This window comes from Mycobacterium sp. (assembly GCF_044223235.1).
Taxonomy (GTDB): Bacteria; Actinomycetota; Actinomycetes; order Mycobacteriales; family Mycobacteriaceae; genus Mycobacterium.
Map to the genome: position 1 here is coordinate 43,593 of NZ_JBGAME010000027.1, position 26,145 is coordinate 69,737.

Sequence of the window (26,145 nt, forward strand, 5' to 3'; positions counted from 1 at the left end):
CAGGAACACTAGATTCTCAACCGCGATTGAGATCAAGCCGCCCAGGCGTGCTTCACATTCCAGCGGGGAAGGCAACCCCCGCGACCGGCCCCCGGGCGGCGCTACTTCAGGCCCGCAGCGTCCATGCCGCGCAGCTCCTTTTTGAGGTCTGCGATCTCGTCGCGGATCCGGGCCGCGAGCTCGAATTGCAGGTCGCGGGCGGCGGCCATCATCTGCTCGGTCATGTCCTTGATGAGGTCGGCCAGCTCGGCCCGCGGCATGTTCGAGGTGTCACGTCCCTCGAACACGCCCGCGCTGACCGCCCGTCCCGGCTCGCCCTGTGCGCGGCGGCCGCGGGAGGCGTTGCGCCCGGAACCGCCCACCGGGATCGCTTCGCTGGCTTCGGTGTCGGCCGCCTCGCGGTAGACCTGATCGAGGATGTCGGCGATCTTCTTGCGCAGCGGTTGCGGATCGATGCCGTTGGCCTCGTTGTAGGCGGTCTGCTTGGCCCGGCGCCGCTCGGTCTCGTCGATCGCCTCCCGCATCGAATCGGTGATCTTGTCGGCATACATGTGCACCTCGCCCGACACGTTGCGCGCGGCACGCCCGATGGTCTGGATCAGGCTGCGCGTCGAGCGCAGAAAGCCCTCCTTGTCGGCGTCGAGGATCGACACCAGCGACACCTCGGGCAGGTCCAGACCCTCGCGCAGCAGGTTGATGCCGACGAGCACGTCGTAGTCGCCCAGCCGCAGCTGACGCAGCAGCTCGACACGGCGCAAGGTGTCGACCTCCGAATGCAGGTAGCGCACCCGGATGCCGAGTTCCAGCAGATAGTCGGTGAGGTCCTCGGCCATCTTCTTGGTCAGCGTGGTGACCAGCACCCTCTCGTCGCGCTCGGCGCGCACCCGGATCTCGCCGATCAGGTCGTCGATCTGGCCCTTCGTCGGCTTGACCACCACCTGCGGATCGACCAGCCCGGTCGGGCGGATCACCTGCTCGACGAACTCGCCGCCGGACTGGCTCAGTTCGTAGGGGCCGGGGGTCGCCGACAGATACACCGTCTGACCGATCCGGTCGGCGAACTCCTCCCAAGTCAGGGGCCGGTTATCGATGGCCGACGGCAACCGGAAGCCGAAGTCGACGAGGTTGCGTTTGCGCGAGATATCGCCCTCGTACATGCCGCCGATCTGCGGCACCGTCACATGCGACTCGTCGATGACCAGCAGGAAGTCCTCCGGAAAGTAGTCGAGCAGCGTGGCGGGCGCGGACCCCGCGGGCCTGGCGTCGATGTGGCGCGAATAGTTCTCGATGCCCGAGCAGAACCCGACCTGGCGCATCATCTCGACGTCGTAGTTCGTCCGCATCCGCAGCCGCTGCGCTTCCAGCAGCTTGCCCTGCGTCTCCAATTCCGAGAGCCGCGCCGCCAGCTCCTCCTCGATCGTCGAGATCGCGTGCGCCATCCGGTCCGGACCTGCGACGTAGTGGGTGGCCGGGAAGATCCGCAGCGAATCCACCTGGCGCACGACATCGCCCGTCAGCGGGTGCAGGTAGTACAGCGCCTCGATCTCGTCGCCGAAGAACTCGATGCGCACCGCGAGCTCTTCGTAGGACGGGATGATCTCGACGGTGTCGCCGCGGACCCGGAAGGAGCCGCGGGTGAACGCGGTGTCGTTGCGGTTGTACTGCACGTCCACCAGCAACCGCAGCAGTCCGTCACGGGGCACCTCGTCGCCGACCTGCAGCTCCACCGACCGGTCCAGATAGGACTGCGGGGTGCCCAGACCGTAGATGCACGACACCGATGCGACCACCACCACGTCGCGGCGGGACAATAGGCTCGACGTCGCGGAGTGCCTCAACCGTTCGACGTCGTCGTTGATCGAGCTGTCCTTCTCGATGTAGGTGTCGGTCTGGGCGATATAGGCCTCGGGCTGGTAGTAGTCGTAGTACGAGACGAAGTACTCGACGGCGTTGTGCGGCAACATCTCCCGCAGCTCGTTGGCGAGCTGAGCGGCCAGCGTCTTATTGGGCGCCATCACCAGGGTCGGCCGTTGCAGCCGCTCGATCAGCCACGCCGTGGTCGCCGATTTGCCGGTGCCCGTCGCGCCGAGCAGCACCACGTCGCGCTCCCCCGCCCTGATCCGCCGTTCGAGGTCCTCGATGGCGGCCGGTTGGTCCCCCGCGGGTGCGTACTGGCTGACGACCTCGAAGCGACCGCCGGTACGGACGATCTCCTCGACGGCGCGGTACTCCGAATGCGCCAGGACGGGATGTTCGGTCGCGAAAGCCATATGCCAAGACTAGAACCAGGCACCGACATGTTCTCTTCCCGCGACCGTCGCCGCGACGACCCCGACGGCCTATCCTGAGGGCATTCACGCGCCCAAGCACGAGACATTCGACCTGGTCGGCCGGACCAACACGGATCCGAAGGGTGTCCGGCGCGGTGTCGACGTCTACGAACTCGAGCCGTGGGGGCTGTACATCGCCAGGCCCACCCCCGGCCGGGAACAGTTCCACTACCTGGAGTCCTGGCTGCTGCCCTCGCTCGACCTGCGGGTGACCGTCTTCCACTTCAACCCCGGCCATGAACGAGAGCAGGACTTCTACCTCGACATCGGCCGCTACACCCCCGGCGAGCGCAGCTGGCACGCCGAGGACCACTACCTGGATCTCGTACTTCGCACGGGACTCGGAGTGGAATTGGCCGATGTCGACGAGCTGCTCACCGCGGTCAGGCACGGCCTGCTCTCGCCCGAAGACGGGGAGCGCGCGATGCGATCGGCCGTCGCCGCGGTCGACGGCCTAGCGAACAACGGCTACGACCTGCACCGCTGGCTGGGAGGTCACGGCATGGCCCTCACATGGGCGGACGCGTAGTCTCTGGACTCATGAGCCCGACTAAGCACCCATGGACGGGGGCTGCGTTACTCGCCGCCCTGCTGTCCGGGTCGCTGCTGAGCCCGACGACCGCACAGGCCGACCCGGCAGTCCCTCCCCAACCGCAGGACGACCCGGCGCCAGCCACTGACCTGCACAATGTCACCTACCGGGCGCGGGTGGACGGCGTGGCGCGCGGCGCCACCATCACCTACAGACTCGACGACACAAAGCTCAACAGCGCCGACCCGACGATGCTGCCGGGCCGCATCTTCGAGGCCTCCGCGGTGCTGTCGGATCCGCAATTGGCGGGCATGGAGGTGTCCATCGACTGGCCCTACTCGGCCAACCTCCACTGCGAGATCCTGGTCGACGACCAGACCGTCGCACAGGCCGACCAGTTCATCGCGCCGCGGCTGACCCCCGCCCGCGACGACCCGGGCTACGGCGTACTCATTTGCGGCGCGCCGCTCAGCGGTAGTCCTGTTGCCGATCCTGGAAATGTCGTGAACACCGCACCCGTCGGATCGCCGATCCCCGAACCGGCCGCACCCGCCGGCTAGGGACGCCATCCGGTGGTGTCGGCCCACTCCCACGCCCGGCAGTAGGCGTCGAGGAACCACGGCTCCTTGGCGTCGGCGTAGCCGTCGGGTCCGTGCTCGAGTGCCCGGCGTTTCACGACGAGGTAGTCGGCCTGCACCCCGCGATTGGCCGCCAACCACGCGGTGAACAGCAAGGCGAACTGTTGACCCGGCCAACCGTCCACCCGCACGTGCACATTGGTGGGCCGCCCGGGATCGGCCGAACAGTGAATTCGCTTGCGCCACAACGCGGGATCATCGCGATGGTCGAACTCGGCTACGGTGCTGCGCGAATCGGTCTTGGCGACGTCGGAGGTGATGTCGGAGGTGATGTCGGAGGTGATGTCGGGAGTGATGTGGCCGACGCGGGGATATCCCGCATCGGCCAGCGCGTCGGAGATCGCGCCGGCCGCGTCGAGAGAAGCCACGGTGATCTGGATGTCGATGATGTCCTTGGCGTCCATCCCGGGGACCGCGGTCGAGCCGATGTGGTCGATACGCACGGCCTGCGACCCGCACGCCAACTTCAGCCGGTTGACGATGCGGTGCGCCTGCGCCGGCCACTCCGGGTCGTAGGGCACCACCCGGTACTCGCCCGAAACGCACTGGCGGGCACGGATGTTGTGCGCCAGCGGCACAATCCGCTGGTGCCAAAGGTCGCGGGCCTTCTCGACGACGGCGCCCGGCGACCCCGAATTGTCCAGTAGCACATCGGCGATCGCACGCCGCTGGTCGTCGGACGCTTGCGCCGCGATCCTCGCCCTGGCGTCGACTTCGGGCATGCCCCGAGATCCGACGAGCCGTCCAACCCTCGTCTCCACGTCGGCGTAGACCACCACGACGAGTGGAAACGACGGCGCCAGACCGGTTTCCACCAGCAACGGGATGTCCTCGACGACTACTGCATCGTCGGCCACCGCCGAGACGATCTCCGATCGGCGACGGGCGACCAGCGGGTGCACGATCGCATTCAGCCGGGCCCGCTGCGCATCGTCGGTGAACGCCTTGGCAGCCAGCGCGGGCCGATTGAGCCCGCCACTGGCCAGCAGGATGTCGTGGCCGAACGCGTCGACGAGGGCCGCCAGACCCGCGGTGCCGGGCTCGACGACCTCACGTGCGATGACGTCACCGTCGACGATGATGCCGCCACAGTCGCGGAATGCGGCCGACACCGTGGACTTGCCGGCACCGATACCGCCGGTCAGGCCGATTCGCAGCATCGCACCAGTCTGGCAGGAGGTCCACAACGAGCGGCGGCGCGCGGCGAGCTGCGCGTCGCTGGCCAGCGAACCACCCGCGGACTCCTCGGACCGCGACGAGCTGCTGGACTGCGGCTTGCTGGCGGCCTCGGCCTCCGCGGCGGCGAACTTCTCCATCTGCGCGGTGTGCATCTTGTGACGGCGCTCGGCCTCGGCGTAGCGGGCTTCCCACTCCTCACGCTGCTTGTCGAAGCCCTCGAGCCATTCGTTGGTCTCGGGATCGAAGCCCTCGGGGAAGATGTAGTTGCCCTGCTCGTCGTAGCTGTCGGCCATGCCGTACTTCGACGGGTCGAACTCCTCGGTGTAGTCCTCGTTGGCCTGCTTGAGGCTCAGCGAGATCCGGCGCCGCTCCAGGTCGATGTCGATCACCTTGACCATCGCGTCGTCGCCGACCTGGACCACCTGATCGGGAACCTCGACGTGGCGCTCCGAGAGCTCGGAGATGTGCACCAGACCCTCGATGCCCTCCTCGACACGGACGAACGCACCGAAGGGCACCAGCTTGGTGACCTTGCCGGGCACGATCTGGCCGATGGCGTGGGTGCGGGCGAAGTGGCGCCACGGGTCTTCCTGAGTGGCCTTGAGCGACAACGAAACCCGCTCGCGGTCCATGTCGACGTCGAGCACCTCGACGGTGACCTCGTCGCCCACCTGGACCACCTCGGAGGGGTGGTCGATGTGCTTCCAGGACAGCTCGGAGACGTGCACCAGGCCGTCGACCCCGCCGAGATCGACGAATGCGCCGAAGTTGACGATCGAGGACACGACGCCCTTGCGGATGGCGCCCTTCTGCAGCTGGTTGAGGAATTCGCTGCGCACCTCGGACTGGGTCTGCTCCAGCCAGGCGCGGCGGCTCAGCACCACGTTGTTGCGGTTCTTATCGAGCTCGATGATCTTGGCCTCGATCTCCTTGCCGATGTACGGCTGCAGATCGCGGACGCGTCGCATCTCGACCAGGGAGGCGGGCAGGAAGCCACGCAGGCCGATGTCGAGGATCAGGCCGCCCTTGACGACCTCGATGACGGTGCCCTTGACGGCCTCGTCCTTCTCCTTGAGCTCCTCGATGGTGCCCCAGGCGCGCTCGTACTGGGCACGCTTCTTGGACAGGATCAGCCGGCCCTCTTTGTCCTCCTTGGTGAGGACCAGTGCTTCGACCTCATCGCCGACGGAAACGACCTCGTTGGGGTCGACGTCGTGCTTGATGGAGAGCTCACGGGACGGGATGACGCCTTCGGTCTTATAACCGATGTCGAGCAGGACTTCGTCGCGGTCAACCTTGACGATGGTCCCTTCGACGATGTCGCCATCGTTGAAGTATTTGATGGTTTTGTCGATGGCGGCGAGAAAGTCCTCGGACGAGCCGATGTCGTTGACGGCTACTTGCGGCGAGGTGACGGAGGGACTTGGCATGTTGTTGGGTTGCTCCGGACAGGTTTGTTCGTAGGGACTTCATTGGACAGTTGTGATTGGCTTCGGCGCGGCAGCGCCGACATCATCGCCGAGTACCCGCGCAGCGTGCACACAGGTACCTACCGAGGCTACTCGACTGGGTACACGCTGAACAAACCAGGTCCCACCTAACCGTTACCCTTCTGACGTGCACAACCCGGTGACACAGCCGCGGTATTCCTTCGGGTCCCCGCTGCCGAAGAAGATCCGCAAGGTCGGCGCGCCACTGACCGTCATCATTCTGCTCGGCACGCTCGCGGCGCTGGTGCTGATCCTGATCACGTCCGTCAACCCTGTCGGGGCGTTGATCGGGTTCGTGCTCACCACGGCCGCGATGGCCGTCGTGCTGCTGGCGTACCTGTGGCTGGACCGCTGGGAGCCCGAGCCGCCGCGGCTGCTCGTCTTCGCATTCCTTTGGGGCGCCTCGATCGCGGTCGTGCTGTCGGTGGTGCTCGAGGTCATCGCCGAAGGGGTGGTGAACCCGACGGCCACCGTCGAGTCGGAGACCAGCTTCTTCACCGTTGCTGTGGGGGCACCCCTGATCGAGGAGGCGGCCAAGGGCATGTTCCTGCTGGTCATGATGACCGGCATACGCCGCAACGAACTCAACTCGCTGACCGACTGCCTGGTCTACGCGGGCCTGGTCGGCGCCGGATTCGGCTGGATGGAGGACATCTTCTACATCGCCAACGCCGAGTCGCTGGGCGCTTCGCTGGCCACCGCGGCGATGCGGCTGATCATGGCGCCGTTCGCCCATTCGCTGTTCACGACGTTCATCGGCATCGGGGTGTACTTCGCGCTGCAGAGGCGCAACGTCCTGGGCAAGCTCGCCTGCCTGATGCTCGGGTACGCGGTCGCGGTGATCATGCACGGGCTGTGGAACGGGTCGGCGCTGGTGGGCATCGAGGCCTACTTCACGGTCTACGCGCTGTGGATGGTGCCGATCTTCGCGCTGACGATCACCCTCGCGGTGCACAGCCGCCGCAGGGAGCAGCGGATCACGGCGGCCAAGCTGCCGGGCATGGTGGCCGCGGGACTGGTCACACCGAATGAGGCGACCTGGCTGAGCTCGATTCCTGCCCGCAAGGCCGCGATAGACCATGCGCGACGGTTCGGCGGAAAGCGGGCAGGCAACGAAGTGAAGAGTTTTGCCGCTCAGGTGATCGAGCTGGCGTTCGTGCGGGACCGGATCGACCGAGGGTTCGGCGACCAGCGGGTGCACAACCTGCTGAACGAGGAGACGCAGGGCGTGTATGCCGCGCGCGCCCACGCGCCGGCACTGCAGGCGATGGCCGGTTACCGCGCGCTGTGACGCGCGGCGCTCAACACGGCTGCATGAACGGGTCGCACTCCTCGAAGTAGCCCGGCCCGACGGGTTCCGGTGGCACATCGTGGTACGGATCCCCCGCGTCCATGCCTGCCATCGCCAGACCGAGGACCAGCAGGATGCCCGCAACGACGAGGACTCCGACGACGATCAGCACGGTCCTGGTATTGCCCGCACCCGCCGGTTTGGCCGGGGCCGCCGGTATCGCCGCGTACCCGCCCGCAACCGGGGCGCCGGCCCCCGCGCTCGTGGTGTGCTGCGTCCACCCGGAGCCGTCCCAGTAGCGCATTGTTCCCGGCACCCCCGACGGGTCGGCGAACCAGCCCGCGGGGCCGCTCTGCTGGGCGAGGCCGCGGCCCGCCGATCTCGAACCCGCCACATCGGCCAGGATGGCGTCGACATCCTCGGTGGCCGCCCTCGTTGTGTCGCCGCGTCGCTGCAGAGTGGTCAGCAAGCCGCGGATCTCACCGCGGATGTTCTCCTCTTTCTCCTCCCGCAGGCCACGACTGAGCTGGCTGACGATGGCATCCTGGTCGGACGGCGGGATGTGCGCAGCCCCATGGATGGCCACAGCGATCCTCAGCAGGTTCTGGTAGGGCATCGCGGGGGGCGGCGGCAGCGGTTCCGGCAATCGCCTGCGTTTCGCCTCTAGTTCGAGGAGTGTGGCCTGAAGTTCCGCGCCGGATACGGCCGTGGGATTTCGATAGTCCACCGTCTGCCGCTGCAACAGCTCCGCCGAACGATAACTCAGCACGTCACCGATCTGAACCGGCAGATACGGAAGTCCCAGGCGCTGGGCGTATTGCAGTTCTGTTCGGCACAGCTTGGAGTTCAGCGAGTTCTCCGACACCGCGGAGACAAAGACGGAGCAGCCGCGGATCTTGTCGAGGATCTCGGCGAACCACTTGTCGTCACCCCATCGTTTCCGGTCCACCCAAACGCTGTGGCCCGCGGCTTGCAAGTCACTCACCAGCACGGCGACGGCGGCGTCGTCACTGGCAGCCGCACTCACGTAGAGACGCATCGTGGTCAAGGCGGTGGCCGGCGGCGAGTGACGCGCTCGACCGCCGGTACGTCGGCGAGCTTCTTGAGGGCATGACCCGCTTTCGCCTGCCAATTGCCCGGCGCATCCGGCTCAAGGTGGGACCGCACGGAGGGGGCAACGTGGTGGGTCCAGTGCGTGCCGTCCCAATAGCGCAGCAGTGCGGGATTTCCGGCCGGATCGGGAAACCACCCGGCGGCGACGCCGCGGGCGGTTTGCGGACCGGCGACTGCCACCTGGGCCGGCAGCAACTGCCCGATCTCGCTGAAAATCGCGTTCGTGACCTCCGGCCGATCGCGCAGCTTGCGCAACAACTGCTGGATGTCGTGGTGAACCGTTTGCTCCGTTTCGTCGCGCAGGGCCTTGCGCAGATCGTCGAGGATCCTGCCCTGATCGGTCGGTGGAATCAGATCAGGGCGATCGATATCGGCCGAAAGCCTCAGCAGGTACTCGTACGGGACCGGTGGCGGCATGGGCATCGGATTCGGGAACCCGGTCCGCTGTTGCGACAACTCCCTCAACTTCATGACCAGCGCCCCTGCGCTGGCGGGAGTCGGATTGCGATAGTCCACCATCGGCTGCCGGAAACTCTCGTGCACGCCGCGACTGGGCACATCGGCAATCTGGACCGGCAGCATCGGCTTGTTCAGGGCGCCCGCGTACCACCATTCCCTTCTGCACGGTTCCGAACGCAGCGATCTCTCCGACACTGCACAGATGAACACGGAGCACGACCGAATCTGGTGGAGTATCTCCGCCCACCAGGAATCTCCGCCCTTCAGCTCGTGGTCGACCCACACCGACATGCGGGCGGCTTCCAGATGGCTCACCAAGTCCCGAACCGCGGCCTCGTCGCTACTCGCGTAGCTCACAAAGAGAACCATCCCGAGAATCCCTTCGGCACGACACCACGTCGAACTGAGGCCTGGTCGCTATAGCGTAGATCGGCCTCCGCGATTCGGTGTCTCTGTCTTCCTTCTGGGTCTTCCTTCTGGTACTCACCGTCGGCGCGATGGTCGCGTCGGCGCTGGCACCGGGCGCGTAGCACGTAGCGCCGCTGCCGATCAGTGCGCGATCCGGCTCGCGTGACCGTCCCAGTAGCGATCCCGCAACTGGCGTTTGTACAGCTTTCCCGTCGGGAGCCTCGGCAACGCGTCGTCGAAATCCATCGAGCGGGGCACCTTCTGGCGTGACAGGTGCTCGGCGCAGAATGCGATCAGCTCGTCGGCAAGCTCGGGGCCGGCCGGCACCCCGGGCATGGGCTGAACGACAGCCTTGACCTCCTCGCCGAGATCCTCGTTGGGCACGCCGAACACTGCGGCATCCGCGACTTTCGGATGGGTGATGAGCAGGTTCTCGCATTCCTGCGGGTAGATGTTGACACCGCCCGAGACGATCGTGAACGTGGTCCGATCGGTGAGGTACACATATCCGTCGGCATCGACGTAGCCGACGTCGCCGACGGTGTTCATGGTGCCATCGGGTGAGCGTCCCTCGGCCGTCTTGACCGGATCGTTGAAGTAGTAGAACTCGGTGCCCGGTTTGAACCAGAGCGTGCCGGGCTCGCCGACCGGAACGGGTTGCATGTCGTCGTCGAGCACAGAAAGGTCGCCGAACACCACCTTGCCGACCGTCCCGCGGTGCGCCAGCCACTCGTGGGTGTCACATGCCGTGAAACCGAGTCCCTCGGTGGCGCCGTAATACTCCAGGATGATGGGTCCCCACCAGTCGATCATCTGTTCCTTGACCTGGACGGGGCACGGTGCGGCGGCATGCACCACCACCTCCAGCGACGACACGTCGTACCGAGCACGCACGTCTTCTGGAAGTTTGAGCATCCGCCAGAACATGGTGGGCACCAGCTGGCTGTGGGTCACCCGGTACTTCTCGACCAGCTTGAGGTATGCCTCGGGGTCGAAATGTTCCATGATGACGGCGGTGCCGCCGTTTCTGATGGTGAGGTTCACGGCGAAATTGGGTGCGGCGTGATAGAGGGGGGCCGGCGAAAGATAGGTGATGCCCTCCCGGTAGCGCCAGAGTCCGCCGAGGAACTGCGTTACGGGCAACGGTTGCGCCGGCGGATGCTCCGGTATCGGCCGCAGGATGCCTTTGGGCTGTCCGGTGGTGCCCGAGGAGTACAGCATCGCGGTGCCGAGCGACTCGTCCGGGATCGGTGTGCAGGGCATGCCGGCGGTGGCCTCATCGAGATTCAGGATTTCGGCACCGTCACCCGGCCCGTCGGCGACCAACGCCACCTCGACATTCGGGCACTGCTTGAGCGCCGCGGTCGCGACGGCACGCTTCGCCTCGGAGAAGATCAGCACCTTCGACTCGCTGTTGCTGACGATGTAGGCGACCTCATCCGGTGTGAGGAACGAGTTGATACAGGTGAAATACAGGCCCGATCGCTCGCCTGCCCCGCAGCACTCCAGGTAGCGCGCGTTGTTCTCCATGAAGATCGAATAGTGGTCGAGGCGTTTCACGCCGCGAGCCCGCAGGAAATGCGCCAGCCGGTTCGACCGGCCTTCGAGTTCGCCGTAGGTCACCGCCTCGCCGCTCGATGCCATGATGAACGCGGGCTGATTCGGCCGGACCTTGACATGTGCGCCTGTGTACATCGGTTCCCCCGGAGCGTCAGCGCGTCACAGCCACCCTCACAGGCAATTGACAGCTCTGGCGCACGTTACGCCGCAGCAGAGCCGGTGACTAGTGTGCTGCCGCATCCCAGCTGCGCCCGTATCCCACCGACACCTCCATCGGCACGTCCAGCGGGTAGGCGCCACCCATCTTGTCGCGAACCAGCACTTCCAGTTGCTCGTGCTCACCGTCGGCGACTTCGAACAACAACTCGTCGTGCACCTGCAGCAGCATTCGCGACGCCAGCCCCACCTCTTTGATCGCCGCGTCGACGTTGATCATCGCCACCTTGATGATGTCGGCAGCGCTGCCCTGGATCGGGGCGTTGAGCGCCGCCCGCTCGGCCGCCTCCCGGACGTTGCGGTTGCTGCTGTCCAACTCGGGCAGATACCGGCGCCGTCCGAACACGGTCGACGTATAGCCGTCCTTGCGGGCCTGGTCGACGACGTCGCGCAGGTAGTCGCGCACCCCGCCGAAGCGGTCGAAGTACTGCTCCATCTGCACCTTCGCCTCTTCGGTGGAGATCTTGAGCTGCGACGCCAGCCCGTAGGCGCTCAGCCCGTACGCCAAGCCGTAGGACATCGCCTTGACCCGGCGCCGCAGTTCACCGGTCACCTCGTCGATCGGCACCCCGAACGCCCGCGACGCGACGAAGGAGTGCAGGTCCTCCCCCGTGTTGAACGCTTCGATGAGGCCCTCGTCGCGGGACAGGTGGGCCATGATCCGCATCTCGATCTGGCTGTAGTCGGCCGTCATCAGCTCGGAATAGTTCTTCCCGACCACGAACGCGTCGCGGATCCGGCGCCCCGCCTCGGTCCGGATCGGGATGTTCTGCAGGTTGGGCTCCGTCGAGGACAGTCTGCCGGTCGCGGCGATCGTCTGGTTGAACGTCGTGTGGATACGCCCATCGGAGGCCACCGAGTTCAGCAGCCCGTCGACGGTGACCTTGAGCCGGGTGGCGTCGCGGTGAGCGAGCATATGCTGCAGGAACGGATGACCGGTCTTGTCGAAAAGGCCCTGTAGAGCATCCGCATCCGTGGTGTAGCCGGTCTTGGTCCGCTTGGTCTTCGGCATCTCCAGTTCGTCGAACAGCACCACCTGCAGCTGTTTGGGTGAGCCGAGGTTGATCTGTTTGCCGATCACCGAGTAGGCGGCTTCCGCGGCGTCACGGATCTGGCCGGCGAATTCGCTTTGCAGCTCGGCCAACTGCGGCAGGTCGACCGCGATGCCTGCGGATTCCATCTCGGCCAGCACGCGCTGCACCGGCAGCTCCATGTCGCCGAGCAGAGACGACGAGTCGATGCGGGTCAGCTCCGCGTCGAGCGCATCGGCGAGATCGACGACTGCCCTGGCCCGCAGGATCAGCGTCTGGACCGCCTGGTCGTCGACCCCGTCCGCATCATCGAGGAGCGAGAGCTGTTGCTGCTCAGCACTTTCCGCACGCAGCTCACGACGCAGGTAGCGCAGCGACAGATCGTCGAGTGCGAAGCTGCGCTGCCCGGGCCGCACCAGGTAGGCGGCCAGCGCGGTGTCGGAGGTGACGCCGGCCAGCCGCCATCCGCGGCCGTCCAGGTCGTGCATCGCGAGTTTGGCCTCGTGCAACGACTTGGGCGAATCGGGGTCGGCGAGCCATGCCGCCAGCGCAGCATCGTCGTCGGGGTCGTTGCCCGTCAGATCGATGTAGGCGCTGTCGCCGTCGAGGGAGGCGATCGACAGCGCGGTCGCATCGGCATCGAAGGCCAGGTGGGTGCCGACCACGGCCAGCCCGGCGCGGCGGCCGTCGCTGACATGCCCGGCCAGCCACGCCCGCACCGTTCCTGGCGCCAGCGCACCACCGGTGACGTCGAACCCGGCATCCACCTCCGGATCGGCCGATGCCAGTGTCTCGAACAGCCGCTCGCGCAGCACCCGGAACTCCAGGTCGTCGAAGAGCCGATGGATATGGTCGCGGTCCCACGGCTGCATCCGAAGGGTGTCCGGTGTCTGGGCCAGCGGCACGTCTTTGACCAGATCGGTGAGTTCACGGTTGAGCACCACGCCGGACAGGTGGGCGCGCAGGGCTTCGCCGACCTTGCCCTTCACCTTGTCGACGTTGTCGACCAGCGATTGCAGCGAGCCGTACTCGGCGATCCACTTGGTCGCCGTCTTCTCCCCCACACCGGGGATGCCGGGCAGGTTGTCACTCGGATCGCCGCGCAACGCCGCGAAATCCGGGTACTGCCGCGGGGTCAGGCCGTACTTCTCGACGACGGCCTCCGGCGTGAAACGGGTGAGCTCACTGACGCCCTTGCGGGGGTAGAGCACGGTGACGTCGTCGCTGACGAGCTGCAGCGAGTCCCGGTCACCGGTCACGACCAGCACCCGATAGCCGTCGCCCTCCGCCTGGGTGGCCAGCGTGGCGATGACATCGTCGGCTTCGAATCCCGGTTCGGCCAGCACGGTGATGCCCAGCGCCAGCAGCACCTCCTTGGTGATGTCGATCTGCCCGCGGAACTCGTCGGGTGTCGAGGACCGGTTGGCTTTGTACTCCGGGTATTTCTCCGACCGGAACGTCTGCCGCGACACATCGAACGCCGCGGCCACATGCGTCGGCTGCTCGTCGCGCAGCAGGTTGATCAGCATCGCGGTGAATCCGTAGACCGCGTTGGTGGTCAGGCCGCCCCGGGTCTTGAAGTTCTCGGCCGGTAGTGCGTAGAACGCGCGAAACGCCAGCGAGTTGCCGTCCAGCAGCATCAGGGTGGGCTTGACGTCGGTCGCCGGTGCGGTCTTGGCAGGGCTCACGGCGTCAACCCTATGCTCCGATTACGACAACCCGGCCGCCGACTATCGGGCCCGCCGGGCGCGCTCGACGAGCCGGTGCGCGCCGCCGGATTCGCCCCGCGCCGAAATCCACGTTTCGCAGCAACCCACTCGCACTTCCGCTGCAAAACGTGGATTTCGGCGCAGAGAGAGCCCGGCAAAGACAGGTCGCCGGCATCTCGCGGTGGGAACGGCATCTCGCCGGTGGGAACGGCATCTCGGCCGGCGATTGAACGCGTGGGGGGTTGAATGACGGAATGGGTCAGGTCGTCGTCCGGGTGAAACCGGGCAGCCGCAAGGGGCCGCTCGTGGAGATCGGGCCGCACGGCGACCTCACCGTCTATGTGCCGGAGCGGGCGGTGGACGGAAAGGCCAACGACGCCGTGATTCGGCTACTCGCCCAGCACTTCGGGGTGCCGCGCAGCCGCGTCCGGCTGGTCGCGGGCACGACGTCGCGATTGAAGCGATTCGACATTCAGGTCGCCTCGTAGATCCAGACGTCGGCGTTGCGCAGTTCGCCGGTGTCGGTCCACGCGTACTCCCGAACCACACCCTCCCCCTGATAGCCGCGTACGAACTCCAGCATCGCCGGGCGGGTGATGGCGCCCGAATCGATCCCCTTGAGCAGGATGGTGCCGAGGTCGTAGCCGTCGGCGCTGTAGCGGGACGGGTCCGTGCCGAACTTCTTCGCATACTCCTCCACGAACGGTCCCGACGGCGGAATGCGCGTGCCGTCGACGCCGACGACCCCGCCTGCGAATCCGCGCTCCCGCAGCTGATCGACGAAAGGCGCGGCATCGACGGCAGGCCCGCCGTAGAAGACGGAGTCGGGGCGGGCGTCGGTGATCTGCTGCGCCGCCGCCGAGAACTCCGTCTCGTCGGGCTTCAGCACGATGTTGCACGCCGGATCGGCGACCGGACCCAACAGCTGGCGCACCACCTGGGCCGAGCCACCACCGTCGGCGGCGCCGCCGACTGACCCTGTCTCGTCGGCACCGCCGACGGCCTATCGTCGGCACCGCCGACTGACCCTGTCCCGTCGGCACCGCCGACTGACCCTGTCCCGTCGGCACCGCCGACTGACCCTGTCCCGTCGGCACCGCCGACCTCGACCACGCACACCTTGCGGTTGCCCAGCGTGCCGGTCAGATAGTCGGCAGCGGCAGCGCCCTGTGCGCCGTCACTGGCCAAGCCGCGGAAAAAGGTCTGCCACCCGTTCTCGCTCAATGCGGTTCTGGTCGCCGCGGGAGTGACCGCGACCAGGCCGGCCCGATTGAACACCTCACCCATCGTCTGGGCCGCCGCCGACGATGCCGGGCCGACCAGGCCGACCGTGTAGGCGTCGTCGACGATCTGTGATGCGGCGCCCGCCGCCGCGCCGGCGTCGGCTCCGGTGTCGAACGGCTTCAACTGCACCTGGCAGCGTGGGTTGGCGGCGTTGTGCATGTCGATCGCCAGCTGGATGCCGTTCTGGATACCCGCGGCAACCCCGTCATGGCTCCCGTCGCCGGCGTCGCGCGGTCCGGCCACGGCGATCGACAGCGGCGGGCAGACGGCATTGCCATCCCCAGCGGGATTCGCGGCAGCGGGTGCGTCGGCGGTGTCGGGAACTGGCGTGACGTCTCCGTTGGGTTCGACGCGCACCTGCTGGACCATGGTCAGCCCGGCAGGCGTGGTCGCGTCCGGAGAGGACCCACCACATCCCGCGACGATCAGCACGACCACCCCGAGCAGGCCGACAGCGGACGTGCTCAGCGTCGGCCGACGGTGCACATCTCACCTCCCCCGCCGTTGACTCCGTTCGGTAGAAGATAACCAACGGGAGGTGGAGGTGCGGCATGTCGCCGGCCGCGCGCCGCTTATCTGAACCGCCGCTCAGTAAACGCCGCCGTCGGGCGGACAGCCGACATCAGAAGTTGTAGTTTCCGTGCTGGGTGACCTCGCGGTGGGTGTCGGGAGTTTTCTCCCACAACGCCGCCACCGCCAGGCCCACCAGCAGAGTGAGGAACAGCGCCAAAAACACCATGTGATGAGGATGAACCATCGCGATCGCAGAAGAAAGTGACTTTAATGACGGCTATGGCATAAATCCTGCCAAGCCGCCGGCAACGCCGTTCAGCGTTGCCCGAAACACGATCGAAATGCACCGGTCATCGCAGAACTCAGTGAGGCGTAGTTGGACGCTATACAGTCCCGGAAGCGCATCGCGCAGGGATGCGCGCACGATTGCCATGGAGGTCTTAATCAGTGGGCCCATGCTCCCCCCGTTCGACCCGGCGACGAACCCCGTTCGGTCACCTCGGTCGGTTCGTAACACGGGCTGCGCTCCTGCTCTGGCTCGCAATGTTCGCGGCGATTCTGTGCGCGGGAAACGCGTCCGCTGACAACCACACGACGACGGTGTCCGGACGGCTCGTCAACGCCGGGCAACCCGTCGCCGGCGCCGAAGTGCGCGTCGTCGACACCAGCGGTGCGGAGGTCGCCCGAGCGACGTCGGCCGACAACGGCCGGTGGACCGTCGAGGTCCCGGTCGGCGAGTTGGTGTTCGAGATCGTCCCGGAGTCGCTGCCCGAAGGTGTGACGGTGCAGTCCAGCGTCACCCGGACGGTCATCGCGGGCCGGACCAACTCGGTCGTCTTCTCCTTCGGTGAGGTCCGCACCACCCATGCCACGCCGCTGTACGAGCGGGTCATCCGGCTTACCGTCGACGGCCTCCGGTTCGGCCTGGTCATCGCCGTGGCCGCCATCGGCGTCAGCCTGATCTTCGGGACCACCGGGCTGACCAACTTCGCGCACGGCGAGCTGGTCACCCTCGGCGCCGTATTCGCCTGGGTGTTCAACGTGACGATGGGGATGCCCCTGCTACTCGCATCGGTACTCGCGGTGATCGTCGGCTTCGGCGTGGGCTGGCTGAACAACGCGGGCGTGTGGCGTCCGCTGCGGAAACGACGAGTGGGCCTGATACCCCAGCTGGTGGTTTCGATCGGGCTGGCCATCAGCCTGCGCTACCTGATCCTGATGTTCTTCTCCGACCGCCAGCAGGCGTTCGCCGACTACCCGGTCAGCGCGGAACGCAAATGGGGTCCGATCGCCATCACCGACATCAACCTGTTCACCATCGCGATCAGCGTCGTGGTGCTGGTCGGCGTCGCGCTGATGCTGCAGAGAACGCAAATCGGCAAAGCGATGCGCGCGGTGTCGGACAACAGGGACCTGGCCGCGTCGTCGGGCATCAACGTCGAACGCGTGATCACGTTCGTGTGGTGTCTGGGCGGCGGCCTGGCCGCCCTCGGCGGCGTCCTGCTGGCCATGTCGGAGCTCGGTGGCCGCGTGCAGTGGGAAATGGGCTTCAAGCTGTTGTTGCTGATGTTCGCCGGCATCACGCTCGGTGGCCTGGGCACCGCCTACGGCGCCCTGCTCGGCTGCATCGTGGTGGGCCTGCTCGTTCAGCTGTCCACACTGTTCATCAGCCCGGACCTCAAGTATGTCGGCGGCCTGCTCATCTTGATCTTCATCCTCATCGTCCGACCGCAGGGAATCCTGGGCTCGCGGGAAAGGATCGGGTGAGTACTCCGACATGGACATCCTAGGCGCACTACAGGCTTCGTTTGCCCAGCTCATCGGTCCGTCGGCGATCTTCTACGCGTTGCTGGCCATCGGTCTGAACCTGCACTTCGGCTACACCGGGCTGCTCAACTTCGGTCAGATCGGGTTCGCCCTGCTCGGCGGTTACGGCGTGGGCATCATGACGGTGACCTACCACCAGCCGCTGTGGGTCGGCGTTCTGGTCGGGCTGCTGGCGGCGGGGCTGCTGGCGATTCTGCTCGGTATCCCCACGCTGCGGCTGCGCGCCGACTACCTGGCCATCGCGACCATCGCGGCGGCCGAGGTGCTGCGGTTGATCTTCCGGTCGACGACGGCCGATCCGGTGACCGGGTCGACCAACGGGCTGTTCGGCTTCGCCGACGCCTTCACCCGCTTCAGCCCGTTCGACTCCGCGCGGCAGTACTCGCTGCTCGGTGTGCGCTTCGTCGGCGACGACGTGTGGGCGATGCTGGTCGGCTGGACACTGGTGCTGGTGCTGTGCGGGTTGGTGTTCCTGCTGACCCGCAGCCCGTGGGGCCGGGTGCTCAAAGCCATCCGCGAAGACGAGGACGCCGCGCGGGCGCTCGGCAAGAACGTCTTCGTCTACAAGCTGCAGGCGCTGGTTCTCGGCGGTGTGATCGGCGGCCTCGGCGGGGTGTTCAACGCGCTACAGACCAAATCGATCCACCCCGACTTCTATTCGACGGCCCAGACGTTCTACGCCTTCGGCGCGCTTCTGCTCGGCGGGGCGGCCACAGTGTTCGGCCCGGTGGTCGGCGCCATGCTGTTCTGGTTCCTGCTGGCGATCCCCGACGCGCTGCTGCGTCAGGCGATCGCGGGGCCCGACCCGATCCTGCCGCTCACCGACGCTCAGGTCGGCGCGATGCGGTACGTCCTGCTCGGAATTCTCATCGCCCTGTTGATGATCTTCCGGCCGCAGGGGATCCTCGGAAACAAGCGTGAGGTACAGCTCGATGGCTGACGGCGAGGCAACACCCGTTATCGGCGCCGAACCCGGTTCGGCGAAGCCCGATCCGATCATGGTGGTGGACAACATCTCCCGGTCGTTCGGCGGCCTCAAGGCCGTCGACGTGGCGCACCTGGAGATTCAGCGCGGCTTCATCACCGGTCTGATCGGACCCAACGGAGCCGGCAAGACCACCTTGTTCAACCTGCTGACGGGGTTCGACCGGCCCGACACCGGCACCTGGGCGCTGGACGGCACCAAGTTGAGCCGGCTGCACCCGCATCAGGTGGCGCGGCGCGGCGTGGTGCGCACCTTCCAGCTCACCAAGGCGCTGGCAAAGATGACGGTGCTGGAGAACGTCAAACTCGGCGCGCCGGGGCAGGTCGGCGAGCGGATGTTCAGCTCGCTGTTCCCGTTCACCTGGCGCAAGCAGGAGGCCGAGATCACGGCACGGGCGCACGAGATGCTGGCCCGCTTCAAACTCGACGCGAAGGCCGACGATATGGCCGGCTCGCTGTCGGGCGGCCAGCGCAAGCTGCTGGAGATGGCGAGGGCGCTGATGACCGATCCGAAGGTCGTCATGCTCGACGAGCCGATGGCCGGCGTGAACCCCGCACTGACCCAGAGCCTGCTCGAACACGTGAAGTCGTTGCGCGACGGCGGGATGACGGTCATCTTCGTCGAGCACGACATGGACGTCATCCGCGATATCAGTGACTGGGTGGTGGTGATGGCGCAGGGCTCGGTGATCGCCGAGTCGCCGCCGGAGTCCCTGGCCGACAACACCGCGGTGGTCGACGCCTACCTGGGCAGCCACCACGATCAGGCGCTGGAGTTCGACGACCAGGGCAACCCGGTGGGCGCCACCGCTGAACTCGCCGAAGAGATCGAACAGGCCGTCGCCGATACGATCGAGGCCGGTGGCGATCTGTCCGAACCCCCACCCGCGTCGGACACCGTCGAGGAGCGCGAAAAGCCATGAACGACCCCACGAGCGACCCTCCGGCAGCCGCCGCACGCACCGACCTCACCCCGGCCGAGCTTGCCGCGACGCCCGAGGAGCACGCCCGCCTCGCCGAAGGCGCCCTGATCCGGGCGGATCGGCTGATCGCGGGGTACATCCCGGACGTGGACATCCTGCGCGGGTGCGACTTCTATCTGCGCGACGGCGAGATCGTCGGCATCATCGGCCCCAACGGGGCGGGCAAGTCGACCCTGCTCAAGACCCTGTTCGGGCTGATCCCCGTCCGCTCCGGCGCGGTGTCCCTGCGCGGTGAGGACATTACGTCCGCACCGGCGCACGTGCTGGTCACCAAGGGCGTCGGGTACGTCCCGCAGACCCGCAACGTGTTCCCCTCGCTGACCATCGAGGAGAACATGGAGATGGGGATCTATCTGCGTAAGGCGAAGTTCGCGGAGCGATTCGAGTTCGTCAGCGAGCTCTTCCCACTGCTCGGTGAGCGACGCAAGATCAAGGCGGGCGCCCTGTCGGGCGGGGAACGCCAGATGGTGGCGATGGGCCGCGCCCTGATGATGGAGCCGTCCGTATTGCTGCTCGACGAGCCCTCAGCGGGTCTGTCGCCGATGTTCCAGGACGAGGTGTTCATCCGGTGTAAACAGATCAACGCGACCGGCGTCTCGGTGATCATGGTCGAGCAGAACGCCCGCCGGTGTCTGCAGATCTGCGACCGCGGTTATGTGCTGGATCAGGGCACCAATGCCTATACCGACACCGGACGCCGCCTGATGAGCGATCCCAAAGTCATCGAACTGTATCTGGGCACGCTGGCCGGCAGCCGCGAGAACTAGCCCGGCCCGACCTCCGCCTCGCCTCGCCTCGCCTCGCCTCCGCCGAGCGTAACGCCACGGCGGGATCCGGCCCGAGTTTCCGCCGTGGCGTTACGCTCGGCGAAGATTCCCGGCGGATGTTCCCCACGATCGAATTCGGCGCCGCCCGCGTGAAGCGGACGGCGCCGAATTCGATTGCGGCTAGGCGTTGTTGACGATGATGTAGTCCTTCGTCGTCATCTTGTTGTCCTCGCCGAACTCCAGGCTGCCGTACGAGCCGATCGAGGGCTCGCCCGCCGGGCTGAAGGCCAGCTCACCGGTCACACCGTCGTAGTCGATGTCGTCACCCGCACGGATCAGATCGCGGCACTGCGCGAACGTGGTGCACTTGATGCCGTCGCGGGTCACGCCGATGATGTTGGCGGCGATGTCGGTGCCGGCCGTCGACTTGGCCTGCTCGGCGGCCAGCGCCGAGATGACCACCGCGTCGTAAGACTCACCGGCGTAGTTGAAGTCGACCAGAGCGGGGTTGGCGGCCTTGAGCCGGCCTTCGAAATCCGGCCCGACGTTGGTCAGCGGCGTGGTGCCCTTCATGCCCTTGAGCAGACCGGGACCCATACCTTCACCGAGCGCGTTGCCCATGTTGCCGTCGGTGCCGTAGACGAGCATGCCGTCGGACGGGCCGATGCCCACCTCGTGCATACGGGTCAGGATCTTGGCGCTCTCCTCGAAGCCGATCAGCGCCACCGCATCCGGGTTGAACTCCTTGACCTGGTCGACCTCGGCGTTGAACGACTGCGCGTTCGGGTCGTAGATGATCTTGGTGATCTGATCCGACGGGATGCCCGCTGCCTCGAGGTCCTTGACCGTGTTGGCGGCAAGGCCGGTGCCGTAGGGGTCGTTGAGGGCCATCACCGCGACGCGCTGGGCGCCGTCCTCGGTGATCAGCTGCGACAGCGCCTGCGCCTGCAGCACGTCGGTCGGGGCGGTGCGGAAGTACATGCCCTTGTCCGGGTAGCAGACGAACTGATCGGAGGTGTTGGCCGGGGAGAACTGGACGACACCGGCGCTGGCGATCTTGTCGAGCACCTTCAGCGACACCGCCGAGGACGCGGCACCGACGATGACGCTGACGCCGTCGGCAAGTTCGCGGTCCACCGTCACGTTCGCGGTGTCGGTGGTGGTGTCACCCGAGTCGCCGGTGACCAACTGGATCGGCTGGTCGAGAACACCGCCCGCTTCGTTGATCTCGCCGACGGCGACCTGGACGCCCGCGACCATTGGCGGGCCGAGGAAGGCCAGCGTGCCGGTCTCGGGCAGCAGGGTGCCGATCTTCAGCGGGGTAGTGACGGGCGTGGCGCCGGCGGTCGCCTGGGGCGGCTCACAATCGGTGGAGACGACTTCGGCACTGGCTTCGCCGGTCTCCTCGGCGGCGGTGGACTCGGTGCCGGTGTCTCCGCTCGAACAGGAGGTCAGCGCGAGGGAGGCCACACCCACCACGGCGAAGGTGCGGGCGAGGGTCCAACTTTTCATCAACACCACTCCTGAAATTCGTCGTGAACCGTTGTGAACGTGCCAAAGGACACGCGTTATCCGTACGGTAACCGTTGGCGCATACCCGCGACCACCCGGTATGAGCACTTCATCAATCTGTGACCTTACGGGGCGTCCCGGCTTTACGCAGCCGGTCTGCGTGTGCCGGCCTCACGCCTCCTTGGGCGTGTCGAGCGTCTCCAGGACCACCTCGGCGACGCGCTTCATGGTGGTCCTGCGATCCATCGCGGCCCGCTGGATCCACTTGAACGCCTCGGGCTCGGTCATTCCCTGCTTCACCTGAAGCAGGCCCTTCGCCCGTTCGACCAGCTTGCGGGTCTCCAGCCGGTCCGAGAGCGCCGCCACTTCTTGTTCCAGCGCGGCGATCTCGCTGAACCGGCTCACCGCCACCTCGATCGCAGGGATCAGGTCGGTGACGTTGAACGGCTTGACCAGATAGGCCATCGCCCCGGCGTCGCGGGCCCGCTCGACGAGCTCGCGCTGGCTGAACGCGGTGAGTACGACGATCGGGGCGATGCGCTTGGACGCGATCTCGGCAGCCGCGTCGATGCCGTCCCGGCGGGGCATCTTCACATCCATGATCACCAGGTCGGGCCGCAGGCTCTCCGCGAGCTCGACGGCTTCCTGCCCGTCGCCGGCCTCGCCGACCACCTCATAGCCCTCTTCGCGAAGCATCTCCGCCAAGTCCAACCTGATGAGCGCCTCGTCCTCGGCAACGAGTACTCGGCGGGGCTTCTCGGCGTCCATCGGTGACCCGGTCATGACGACATTGTGGCGGTAACGGGTCGTCTCAGCGACCGCGGGGGGATCCTCTATGGTGAGAGGCCGCGGAAATGCACAGGCCCTCGTATCCCAACTGGCAGAGGAAACGGATTCAAAACCCGTCCAGTGTGAGTTCGAATCTCACCGAGGGCACCGCTTGACGAGATCTGTGTCTTCACAGGTCCCGGACATGTTCGAGCACGCGGCCGATCGGCTGCTTTTTGGCTACACACGCGGCCAATCCCTGCTAATCGGCACTGATCCGGACTAACGTCATGTCCGCAGGCGACGGCCCGTAACGGCGCTTCGGGGGGAGTGATCGCATGTCCGTTTCGACATCAGCATCGCCAAGCCTGCGGGAACTGACCGTCCGGGGCACGATCCTCGGCGGCGTCATCACGCTGGTATTCACCGCGGCCAACGTGTACCTCGGCCTCAAGGTCGGTCTCACCTTCGCGACCGCGATCCCCGCAGCGGTGATCTCGATGGCGATCCTGCGCAACTTCGCCAACCACTCGATCGTCGAGAACAACATCGTCCAGACGATCGCCTCGGCGGCAGGCACCCTGTCGGCCATCATCTTCGTCATCCCCGGCCTGGTGATGATCGGCTGGTGGTCGGGCTTTCCGTACTGGATCACCACGGCGGTGTGCGCGGTCGGCGGCATCCTCGGCGTGATGTACTCGATCCCACTGCGCCGCGCGCTGGTCACCGGATCGGACCTGCCCTACCCCGAGGGCGTCGCCGCGGCCGAGGTCCTCAAGGTCGGCGAGACGACACACGGCGTGGAAAGCAACCGCGCCGGGCTGCGGGTGATCACCCTGGGTGGTATCGCGGCCGCGGGCTTCGCCCTGCTGGCCAAGCTCAAGGTGATCAGCGACGCCGTCAGCGGCGCCTTCCGCGTCGGCGCCGGCGGCACCATGTACGGCGCGAGCCTGTCGCTGGCGCTGATCGGCGTCGGGCACCTGGTCGGTCTGACCGTCGGCATCGCCATGCTCGTCGGCCTGGTCATCTCCTACGGCGTGCTGCTGCCGATCCGCACGATCGGCGATTTCGGCACCGGCGAGCCCGTCGCAAACGTGGTGTCCACGGTGTTCTCCAGCGAGGTCCGGCTGATCGGCGCAGGCGCGATCGCGGTCGCGGCGGTGTGGACGCTGATCAAGATCCTCCGCCCCATCGCGCGGGGGATCGCCCAGTCGGCGGCCTCGGCCCGGTCCCGCAAGGCAGGTGTGACAGTGGACGTCACCGAACGCGACATCCCGATCGCGTACGTCGGGGCGACGGTGGTCGCCATGTTCGTCCCGATCTGGCTGCTGCTTCAGGACTTCGTGCGGGGCACGGCCATCGCCGGACGCTCCGGCCCGATCATCGCGGTCACCCTCGTCTTCATCGTGCTCATGGGCCTGGTCATCGCCGCCGTCTGCGGCTACATGGCGGGTCTCATCGGATCGTCCAACAGCCCGATCTCCGGGGTGGGCATCCTCGTCGTCATCATCGCCTCGGTCCTGATCAAGATCGTCTACGGGCAGGCCGACGACACCGAATCCGCGGCGTTGATCGCCTACACGCTGTTCGCCGCGGCCATCGTGTTCGGCGTTGCGACCATCTCCAACGACAACCTCCAGGACCTCAAGACCGGTCAGCTGGTCGGCGCGACCCCGTGGAAACAACAGGTGGCCCTGGTCATCGGTGTGGCGTTCGGCTCGGTGGTGATCCCGCCCGTGCTCGGCCTGATGTATACCGCGTTCGGGTTCGCGGGCTCCCCCGGCGCAGGCCCGGACGCGCTGTCGGCCCCGCAGGCGCGGTTGATGTCCGACCTGGCGACCGGTGTGCTCGGGAACTCGCTCAACTGGTCGCTGATCGGGTTGGGCGCACTCATCGGCGTGCTGGTGATCGTCGTCGACGAAGCCCTCGCCAGGACCGAGCGGCTCCGGCTGCCCCCGCTGGCGGTCGGCATGGGTATGTACCTGCCGATGGCGCTGACCCTCATCATCCCGATGGGTGCGATCCTCGGTTTGTTCTACGACCGGTGGGCGCAGCGCTCCGGCAATGTCGAGCAGAAGAAGCGTCTCGGCGTGCTGCTGGCCACCGGCCTCATCGTCGGCGAAAGCCTCTTCGGTGTGCTCTTCGCCGGGATCGTCGCGGTGACCAGCGACGACAGCGCACTTGCCGTCGTCGGTGAGGGCTTCGCGCCGGTGGCGCAGGTTCTGGGCGTCGTGCTGTTCGTGCTGTTGATCGGGTGGCTCTACCGGCGCACTCAGGCGATGGCGCGCGGCGCGACCCGAACGTGATGCCGATCGACACCCGCGAGGAACTCGTCGCCGCGCTGCGCGTCGCCGCGGAGCTCGAGCACGGCCTGATGATCCAACTCGCGGTGCGGCTACACCCAGGGAGTGCTGCAGATCGAACCTCCGCCGGATGTCGCCCGGCCGGCACCCGAGAACCGTGCACGAATCCCGCGCAGGCCATCACATCCCCCGCTACGGAAAGGAATCACACCGTGAATACGTATCAGGTTCGGGCCGGAGACACGTTGTTTGCCATCGCCGAACGCGAGTACGGGGACGGGGGCCTGTTCCGGGTAATCGCCGAGCAGAACCACCTCGCGGATCCCGACGTGATCCTGGCGGGACAGGAACTGCTGATCCCGTACGTGACCTATCGCCGCTTCTTCGCCACCCCCGACTCCACCGCCGCCCGCAAGCAGGTCACCCAGCAGCGTTACGGCACGCAGGATGCCAACACGCAGCTGATCTGGGAGATCGTCAACGGGGTGGCGCAACGCCCGATCGAACAGGGCGCGTGGCTGCTCATGCCCGACCTGGCCGACGTCGGGCACCACACCGTCGTCGAGGACGAGACGTTCGAGGGGCTGGCATTCAACTGGTACGGCGACGATCACCTCGCCGCAGCCATCCGGCTCGCCAACGGCCTGCCGTCCGACGCCGAAGCGACTCCGGGGCAGGTGCTCATCGTGCCCGGCCTCAATCGCCGCAGCGCGGTCGCCGGTGACACCCTGGCGTCGCTGTGCCGCTTCCAGTACGGCGACGCCGACCTGGACACCAGGATCGCGGTCGCGGCCGCCGCCAACCGCATCGATGATCCCGACAAGCTGTTCGCGAACCAGGTCGTCTACTTCCCGTCGTAACGGAAAGTAGACGACCCGTCCTGATTCCGGCGGCGCTACGAGGTTCGACCTACGCGGCGGGTACCGTTTCGATGTCTTCGCCGCGGCTGCGGCGGTCCCATTCGGCGAGGATTTCTGGTGGGGTGGGTTTGCTGGCGAGGCTGGCGAGCAAGTAGATGATCAGGCCGCTGGCCAGGCCGTAGTAGATGGGTTCGTTGGCGAAGATGTCGCCGAGGACGATCATGGTGACCAGGGTGACCACGGTGCCCACCGCCATCGCGGCGATGGCGCCGATGTTGGTGCCGCGCCGCCAGATCAGGCCGCCGATGATGGGCACCAGCAGGCCGCCGACGAGGATGTCGTAGGCCACGGTGAGCGCGGCGACCACGTCTTGGAGCACGCAGGCGAT

The 26,145-nt window shown here is 66.7% G+C and carries 20 protein-coding genes, 1 tRNA gene and 2 pseudogenes; 11 read left to right on the plus strand and 12 right to left on the minus strand.

The window, feature by feature from the left end; genetic code table 11:
- Positions 1-101 precede the first annotated feature (101 nt).
- On the minus strand, positions 102-2,270 hold the full coding sequence (gene uvrB, locus ADBZ6K_RS23000; protein ID WP_526351023.1) for an excinuclease ABC subunit UvrB: 2,169 nt from the start codon (positions 2,268-2,270) through the stop codon (positions 102-104).
- A gap of 82 nt (positions 2,271-2,352) precedes the next feature.
- On the opposite strand from uvrB, the gene ADBZ6K_RS23005 reads away from it, so the two are divergent.
- Together ADBZ6K_RS23005 and ADBZ6K_RS23010 are read left to right on the plus strand one after the other, a co-directional pair.
- Positions 2,353-2,859 carry a ribonuclease FAU-1 family protein gene (locus ADBZ6K_RS23005; protein WP_526351066.1) on the plus strand — a complete coding sequence of 169 codons (507 nt, stop codon included), beginning with the start codon at positions 2,353-2,355 and terminating at the stop codon, positions 2,857-2,859.
- 11 nt (positions 2,860-2,870) lie between these two features.
- The gene (locus tag ADBZ6K_RS23010; RefSeq protein WP_526351025.1) at positions 2,871-3,422 is read left to right on the plus strand and encodes a hypothetical protein; all 552 of its coding nucleotides are present in this window, start codon (positions 2,871-2,873) and stop codon (positions 3,420-3,422) included.
- Here the strand turns inward: ADBZ6K_RS23010 and coaE are convergent.
- Both coaE and rpsA read right to left on the minus strand, forming a co-directional pair.
- The gene (gene coaE, locus ADBZ6K_RS23015) at positions 3,419-4,660 is read right to left on the minus strand and encodes a dephospho-CoA kinase (protein WP_526351068.1); all 1,242 of its coding nucleotides are present in this window, start codon (positions 4,658-4,660) and stop codon (positions 3,419-3,421) included. The genes ADBZ6K_RS23010 and coaE overlap by 4 nt on opposite strands.
- Positions 4,661-4,684: 24 nt before the next feature.
- Positions 4,685-6,109, minus strand: a pseudogene (gene rpsA, locus ADBZ6K_RS23020) (30S ribosomal protein S1); the annotation flags it as partial.
- A gap of 187 nt (positions 6,110-6,296) precedes the next feature.
- On the opposite strand from rpsA, the gene ADBZ6K_RS23025 reads away from it, so the two are divergent.
- On the plus strand, positions 6,297-7,460 hold the full coding sequence (locus ADBZ6K_RS23025) for a PrsW family intramembrane metalloprotease (RefSeq protein WP_526351027.1): 1,164 nt from the start codon (positions 6,297-6,299) through the stop codon (positions 7,458-7,460).
- Positions 7,461-7,470: 10 nt separating this feature from the next.
- Here the strand turns inward: ADBZ6K_RS23025 and ADBZ6K_RS23030 are convergent, their stop codons facing one another.
- The 4 genes from ADBZ6K_RS23030 to polA form a co-directional block, all read right to left on the minus strand.
- Complete coding sequence (locus ADBZ6K_RS23030) at positions 7,471-8,487, minus strand: TIR domain-containing protein (protein ID WP_526351029.1); 1,017 nt, start codon at positions 8,485-8,487, stop codon at positions 7,471-7,473.
- A 17-nt stretch (positions 8,488-8,504) separates the two neighbouring features.
- A complete protein-coding gene (locus tag ADBZ6K_RS23035; protein ID WP_526351031.1) occupies positions 8,505-9,401 on the minus strand; it encodes a TIR domain-containing protein in 897 nt (298 codons plus the stop codon).
- Positions 9,402-9,581: 180 nt separating this feature from the next.
- Positions 9,582-11,135 carry an AMP-binding protein gene (locus ADBZ6K_RS23040; protein WP_526351033.1) on the minus strand — a complete coding sequence of 518 codons (1,554 nt, stop codon included), beginning with the start codon at positions 11,133-11,135 and terminating at the stop codon, positions 9,582-9,584.
- Positions 11,136-11,223: 88 nt separating this feature from the next.
- The gene (gene polA / locus ADBZ6K_RS23045) at positions 11,224-13,887 is read right to left on the minus strand and encodes a DNA polymerase I (protein WP_526351070.1); all 2,664 of its coding nucleotides are present in this window, start codon (positions 13,885-13,887) and stop codon (positions 11,224-11,226) included.
- A 323-nt stretch (positions 13,888-14,210) separates the two neighbouring features.
- On the opposite strand from polA, the gene ADBZ6K_RS23050 reads away from it, so the two are divergent.
- Positions 14,211-14,444: a DUF167 domain-containing protein gene (locus ADBZ6K_RS23050; protein ID WP_526351035.1), complete on the plus strand. Its 234-nt coding sequence runs from the start codon at positions 14,211-14,213 to the stop codon at positions 14,442-14,444.
- Here ADBZ6K_RS23050 and ADBZ6K_RS23055 read toward each other — a convergent pair.
- Both ADBZ6K_RS23055 and ADBZ6K_RS23060 read right to left on the minus strand, forming a co-directional pair.
- The gene (locus ADBZ6K_RS23055; protein WP_526351037.1) at positions 14,429-14,845 is read right to left on the minus strand and encodes a type 1 periplasmic-binding domain-containing protein; all 417 of its coding nucleotides are present in this window, start codon (positions 14,843-14,845) and stop codon (positions 14,429-14,431) included. The two genes, ADBZ6K_RS23050 and ADBZ6K_RS23055, sit on opposite strands and share 16 nt — an antisense overlap.
- Positions 14,839-15,726 (minus strand): ABC transporter substrate-binding protein, encoded by an 888-nt coding sequence (locus tag ADBZ6K_RS23060; RefSeq protein WP_526351039.1) that lies wholly within the window; start codon positions 15,724-15,726, stop codon positions 14,839-14,841. The genes ADBZ6K_RS23055 and ADBZ6K_RS23060 overlap by 7 nt, the downstream gene beginning before the upstream one ends.
- Before the next feature lie 570 nt (positions 15,727-16,296).
- On the opposite strand from ADBZ6K_RS23060, the gene ADBZ6K_RS23065 reads away from it, so the two are divergent.
- From ADBZ6K_RS23065 to ADBZ6K_RS23080, 4 genes are read left to right on the plus strand one after another with little or no spacing between them, the layout of a single operon-like run.
- Complete coding sequence (locus ADBZ6K_RS23065) at positions 16,297-17,520, plus strand: branched-chain amino acid ABC transporter permease (RefSeq protein WP_526351041.1); 1,224 nt, start codon at positions 16,297-16,299, stop codon at positions 17,518-17,520.
- A 10-nt stretch (positions 17,521-17,530) separates the two neighbouring features.
- Positions 17,531-18,520, plus strand: coding sequence for a branched-chain amino acid ABC transporter permease (locus ADBZ6K_RS23070; RefSeq protein WP_526351043.1), 990 nt, complete (start codon positions 17,531-17,533; stop codon positions 18,518-18,520).
- The gene (locus tag ADBZ6K_RS23075) at positions 18,513-19,487 is read left to right on the plus strand and encodes an ABC transporter ATP-binding protein (RefSeq protein ID WP_526351045.1); all 975 of its coding nucleotides are present in this window, start codon (positions 18,513-18,515) and stop codon (positions 19,485-19,487) included. Before ADBZ6K_RS23070 ends, ADBZ6K_RS23075 begins: the two co-directional genes overlap by 8 nt.
- Positions 19,484-20,314: an ABC transporter ATP-binding protein gene (locus ADBZ6K_RS23080; RefSeq protein WP_526351047.1), complete on the plus strand. Its 831-nt coding sequence runs from the start codon at positions 19,484-19,486 to the stop codon at positions 20,312-20,314. The genes ADBZ6K_RS23075 and ADBZ6K_RS23080 overlap by 4 nt, the downstream gene beginning before the upstream one ends.
- 180 nt (positions 20,315-20,494) lie before the next feature.
- Here ADBZ6K_RS23080 and ADBZ6K_RS23085 read toward each other — a convergent pair whose 3' ends face one another.
- Both ADBZ6K_RS23085 and ADBZ6K_RS23090 read right to left on the minus strand, forming a co-directional pair.
- Positions 20,495-21,826: an ABC transporter substrate-binding protein gene (locus tag ADBZ6K_RS23085; protein WP_526351049.1), complete on the minus strand. Its 1,332-nt coding sequence runs from the start codon at positions 21,824-21,826 to the stop codon at positions 20,495-20,497.
- 171 nt (positions 21,827-21,997) lie between these two features.
- Positions 21,998-22,609: a two-component system response regulator PdtaR gene (locus tag ADBZ6K_RS23090; protein WP_526351052.1), complete on the minus strand. Its 612-nt coding sequence runs from the start codon at positions 22,607-22,609 to the stop codon at positions 21,998-22,000.
- 79 nt (positions 22,610-22,688) lie between these two features.
- On the opposite strand from ADBZ6K_RS23090, the gene ADBZ6K_RS23095 reads away from it, so the two are divergent.
- From ADBZ6K_RS23095 to ADBZ6K_RS23105, 3 genes are all read left to right on the plus strand, one after another.
- Positions 22,689-22,762, plus strand: a tRNA-Leu gene (locus tag ADBZ6K_RS23095).
- A gap of 170 nt (positions 22,763-22,932) precedes the next feature.
- Complete coding sequence (locus ADBZ6K_RS23100) at positions 22,933-24,900, plus strand: OPT family oligopeptide transporter (protein WP_526351054.1); 1,968 nt, start codon at positions 22,933-22,935, stop codon at positions 24,898-24,900.
- A 209-nt stretch (positions 24,901-25,109) separates the two neighbouring features.
- On the plus strand, positions 25,110-25,757 hold the full coding sequence (locus ADBZ6K_RS23105) for a LysM peptidoglycan-binding domain-containing protein (protein WP_526351056.1): 648 nt from the start codon (positions 25,110-25,112) through the stop codon (positions 25,755-25,757).
- A gap of 49 nt (positions 25,758-25,806) precedes the next feature.
- Here ADBZ6K_RS23105 and ADBZ6K_RS23110 read toward each other — a convergent pair.
- A pseudogene (locus ADBZ6K_RS23110) lies at positions 25,807-26,145 on the minus strand (sodium:solute symporter); the annotation flags it as partial.